The 4733-nt window shown below is 70.6% G+C and carries 4 protein-coding genes and 1 pseudogene; 3 read left to right on the top strand and 2 right to left on the bottom strand.

Going from position 1 to position 4733, the window contains the following annotated elements; translation table 11 throughout:
• Positions 1 to 403 (bottom strand): annotated as a pseudogene (locus ACTIR_RS26415) (hypothetical protein); the annotation flags it as partial.
• Between the two features lie 112 nt (positions 404 to 515).
• Positions 516 to 1259: an Rv0361 family membrane protein gene (locus ACTIR_RS24780; protein ID WP_052583782.1), complete on the bottom strand. Its 744-nt coding sequence runs from the start codon at positions 1257 to 1259 to the stop codon at positions 516 to 518.
• Between the two features lie 258 nt (positions 1260 to 1517).
• On the opposite strand from ACTIR_RS24780, the gene arc reads away from it, so the two are divergent.
• From arc to ACTIR_RS0108310, 3 genes are all read left to right on the top strand, one after another.
• Positions 1518 to 3335, top strand: coding sequence for a proteasome ATPase (arc, locus tag ACTIR_RS0108320; protein WP_026453925.1), 1818 nt, complete (start codon positions 1518 to 1520; stop codon positions 3333 to 3335).
• 163 nt (positions 3336 to 3498) lie between these two features.
• Entirely contained in the window at positions 3499 to 3873 is a 375-nt protein-coding gene (locus ACTIR_RS0108315) for a hypothetical protein (protein ID WP_084789366.1), read from the top strand.
• 69 nt (positions 3874 to 3942) lie between these two features.
• On the top strand, positions 3943 to 4733 hold a 791-nt coding region (locus ACTIR_RS0108310; RefSeq protein ID WP_026453923.1), incomplete at its 3' end, for an aldo/keto reductase.

Below are 4733 nucleotides of genomic sequence, written 5' to 3'. Positions count from 1 at the left end.
CGCCCGACTGTGCCTGGTGTTCGGACTCCTCGTCGTCCCCACCGGTGAGTGCGAGGACGAGCGTGACCACCCCGCCGACGAGGGCGAGTCCGGCGACGGACAAACCCACGATCAGGCCGGTCCTCTTCTTCGGCGGCGGTCCGTCGGGGCCCGGGGGGGCGTATCCCGGGTAACCGCCCGCCCGGGACGGGTCCGGTTGACCCCACTGTCCCCACTGGCCCTGCTGTCCCCACTGGCCCTGCTGTCCCCACTGGCCCTGCTGTCCCCACTGGCCCTGCTGTCCCCACTGGTCGTATTGGCCCCATCCTCCCTGCTGGGGTGGGCCGGGCGGGCCCCACCGGCCTGCCTGCGGACCCTGCTGTCCGTAGGGGTCGGGTGGGCCCTGCGGTGGTGGTTGTGTCACGACTCGTTCCCGTTCGAGTTGCCTGTGGTGATCGTCCGGGGGTGGGACGGTGGCCCGGGCCGCGCCGGCATCGCGGACGGCGGTGCGTGCCGGGCGGCCGGGCGGCGCGGAGTCAGGGCTTCGAGCCCTTCACGCACCAGTCGCCGTCCTCGTGGGCGGCTTCCAGGGTCATCGTGGTGGACTGCGGTCCGCCCGCGTTGTTCGGCAACGAGCTGCCCATGTCGATGGTGAGTTCGATGTCGAACTCGGCGGTGTCGCCGTCGATGGTGACCTGACCGACCCGTTCGGCGGAGAAGGAGAAGTCGCCGGGCATCTCGTCGGGTGTCGCCTCGACCTCGCCGGCGTTGCTCGGGCAGGAGACCTCCCTGGCCGCGGCGGTGTCCTGGTCCTCGATGGCCCTGGCCGTGCGGTCGGCGAGATCCTCGACCTCGGCCTGGTCGTCCCCGCCGGTGAGCAGCAGGATCAGGGTGACCGCGCCGCCGACGACGGCGAGCCCGGCGAAGGACAGGCCGACGATCAGGCCGGTCTTGCTCTTCGGAGGTTGCCCACCGGGGCCCTGCGGTCCGAAACCCGGCTGGCCGAATCCGGGCTGCCCCTGGTGCGCGCCGGGATAGCCCTGCGGATACCCGGCCTGGTACGGGTCCGGTTGGCCCTGCTGACCGGGTTGGGGCTGGCCCGGCTGTCCCCACTGGCCCTGTTGTCCCCACTGGCCCTGCTGGGCCCACGGGTCCGGCTGTCCCCACTGACCCTGCTGTCCCCAGCCGGCCTGCTGGGGCTGGCCGGGGTTGCCCCACTGGCCGGGTTGCGGGCCCTGTTGCCCGTAGGGGTCGGGTGGGCCCTGCGGCGGTTGTGTCACGACTGCTCCTGTTTCCTCGTCGCCTGTGGTGATCGCCCGGAGGCGGACCAATCGTAGAAGAGGATCATTCCGGCGGTGGGCGGGATCGTGCGTTCGGCGTGACCGGTTGTGCCCGTGCGGGTACCGGAGTCCCGTGCGGGTCCGGCGGGTACACGGTCGGGAGCCGGACGACGCGCCGATCCTGTAACGCGGATAGGGCTTTTCATGTCGGTGATCGCCGGTACCGTGGGAAGAAATGCATTCCGAGGAGGTGCCGAAATGCCACACGACCTTCCCGGAGGTCGGCACGAGGAGGCCGACCCTTCACAGACGAGCGGAGCCGGAGCCACGGAGACCCCATCGAGCGAGCAGGCACGGCAGATCCGTTTCCTCGAGGAGGAGGTGGCCCTGCTCCGTCGGAAGCTCACCGACTCGCCCCGGCAGAACCGCGTGCTGGAGCAACGGCTCGCGGAGGCCAACGAGCGGGTGAGCCAGCTCACCGAGCGCAACAACAAGCTGACCGAGACTCTGCGCGAGGCGCGGAGTCAGTTGTTGGCGCTGCGGGAGGAGGTCGACCGGCTCGCGCAGCCCCCGAGCGGGTACGGCGTGTTCGTCACCGCCTACGAGGACGGCACCGTGGACGTGTTCACGTCCGGGCGCAAGATGCGGGTGGCCGTCTCGCCCGCGGTCGAGGTGTCCGAGCTGCGCAGGGGGCAGAGTGTCCGGCTCAACGAGGCACTGACCGTGGTCGAGGCCGGTGAGTTCGAGAGCACGGGCGAGGTCTGCACGCTGCGGGAGACGTTGCTGCCGGAGAACGGCAGCGGCAGCGCCCGTGCGCTCGTGGTGGGCCACGCCGACGAGGAACGGGTGGTGTGGCTGGCCGACCCGCTGGCCGAGCAGAACCTGCGCTCGGGCGACTCGGTGCTGGTGGACTCCAAGGCAGGCTACGCCTACGAGCGGGTGCCGAAGGCCGAGGTCGAGGATCTGACCCTGGAGGAGGTGCCGGACGTCCGTTACGAGGACATCGGTGGCCTGTTCCGGCAGATCGAGCAGATCCGGGACGCGGTGGAGCTGCCGTTCCTGCACGCGGACCTGTACCGCAAGTACCAGCTCGCCCCGCCGAAGGGGGTCCTGCTCTACGGGCCGCCGGGGTGCGGGAAGACGCTGATCGCGAAGGCGGTGGCGAACTCGCTGGCCAAGCAGGTGGCCGAGGCCAGGGGAGACGGGCGCGCGGCCGACGCGAAGTCGTTCTTCCTCAACATCAAGGGCCCCGAGCTGCTGAACAAGTTCGTCGGGGAGACCGAGCGGCACATCCGCATGATCTTCCAGAAGGCCCGGGAGAAGGCCTCCGACGGCACCCCGGTGATCGTGTTCTTCGACGAGATGGAGTCCATCTTCCGCACCCGCGGCAGTGGTGTGTCGTCGGACGTGGAGACGACGATCGTGCCGCAGCTGCTGTCGGAGATCGACGGTGTCGAGGGGCTGGAGAACGTCATCGTCATCGGCGCCTCGAACCGGGAGGACATGATCGACCCGGCGATCCTGCGCCCCGGCAGGCTCGACGTGAAGATCAAGATCGAGCGTCCGGACGCCGAGGGCGCGAAGGACATCTTCTCCAAGTACCTGACCGCGGACCTGCCGATCCACGCCGACGACCTGCGGGAGTTCGCCGGTGACTCGGAGGCCACGCTGGACGCGATGATCCAGCACACGGTCGAGCGGATGTACGAGGAGACCGACGAGAACCGGTTCCTGGAGGTCACCTACGCCAACGGGGACAAGGAGGTGCTGTACTTCCGGGACTTCAACTCCGGCGCGATGATCCAGAACATCGTCGACCGGGCGAAGAAGTCGGCGATCAAGTCGGTGCTGGAGACCGAGCAGCCGGGGCTGCGGGTGCAGCACCTGCTGGACGCCATCGTGGACGAGTTCGCGGAGAACGAGGACCTGCCGAACACCACGAACCCGGACGACTGGGCCCGCATCTCCGGGAAGAAGGGGGAGCGGATCGTCTACATCCGCACCCTGGTCACCGGGAAGAACCAGGACTCCGGCCGGGTGATCGACACCGCGACCAACACCGGCCAGTACCTCTGATCCGGCCGGTGTCGGGCCGGTACGGACACGACCACGGCAACACCTCCGAGGAACAGTGGGGCCGCCCGCGGTGCGCGCGGGCGGCCCCACTGTCGGATGGGGCGGGTTCTCCCCGGGACGCGCCGGCTGGCCAGAGACGTATAACGTCCTATACCGTCCGGGCATGGACGTGGACGACACGCAGCCGACCGGCCCGGACGTGGACTCGCCGGTGAGCGGCCCCGCGCCACCCGTGACGGCGGCGGACATGCTGGCCTGGCTGGAGGAGACCGCGCGGGCGGTGCGGGCGGGGGAGCTGGCCGCGGAGGAGCTGGTCGCGCTGCTGGGGCAGTTGCGGCAGGCGGCGACGGCGTGTGCGAACGCCTCGGACTGGACGCTGCTCGCCGCCCGGGAGGAGGGGGCGAGTCTGCGTCAACTCGCGCCGGTCTTCGGCAAGGGGTATGTCCGGGCGCCGGCGGCGCGGCTGGAGAAGCTGCACCGCGAGGTGCTCTCCGCCGAGCAGTTCCTCGAACTCCTCCGACAACGTTCAGGTGTATAACGTCCTATACCGCCCTGCTCGGGGCGCACACACCTTCGCCGTCCCGGGCCACCCCGTACCGTCGGTCCGATGAACAACCTCGCACGGACGGCGATCGGACTGGCTGCGGTGGGCAGGCCCGCGTACCTGAATCTGGGCCGGGTGGAGGTACTGCCGGACGAACGGTCCGTGCGGGAGATGCGGCAGGTCACCCACGCGGTGCTCGACCGGGCCTACGCGCGCGGGGTGCGGCGGGTGGATGTGGCCGCCTCCTACGGGCGGGCCGAGGAGTTCCTCGCGGACTGGCTCGCCGACCGCGGGCACCCGGACGTGGTCGTGTCCAGCAAGTGGGGATACGCCTACGTCGGCGGTTGGCGGGTGGACGCCGAGGTGCACGAGACCAAGGAGCACTCCCGGACCCGGTTCCGGACACAGTGGGACCGCACCCGGACGCTGCTGGGCGGGGCGGTGTCGCTGTACCAGGTGCACTCGTTGACCCCGGACAGTCCGTTGTTCGACGACCAACCGCTGCTGTCGGATCTGGCGGAGCTGTCCGACCGGGGTGTGCGGGTGGGGTTCTCCACGTCCGGGCCGCGCCAGGCGGAGACGATCCGCCGCGCGCTGGCGACGGAGGTGGACGGTCGCGCCGTGTTCACGGCCGTGCAGTCGACGTGGAATCCGCTGGAGCCCTCCGCCGGTCCGGCACTGGCCGAGGCGCACGCGCGGGGTGCGCTGGTGCAGCTGAAGGAGACCCTGGCCAACGGACGTCTGGTCCTCGACCCGCCCGGCCCGTTGGCGGCCAAGGCCGCTCGGCTCGCCACGGGCCCGGACGTGGTGGCGCTGGCGGCGGCGTACTCCCGGCCGTGGGCCGACGTGGTGCT

This window comes from Saccharomonospora iraqiensis subsp. iraqiensis, assembly GCF_000430445.1.
Classification (GTDB): domain Bacteria; phylum Actinomycetota; class Actinomycetes; order Mycobacteriales; family Pseudonocardiaceae; genus Saccharomonospora; species Saccharomonospora iraqiensis.
The sequence above is the reverse complement of the archived record's forward strand: the minus strand, read 5'-3'. Positions and strand labels throughout refer to the sequence as shown.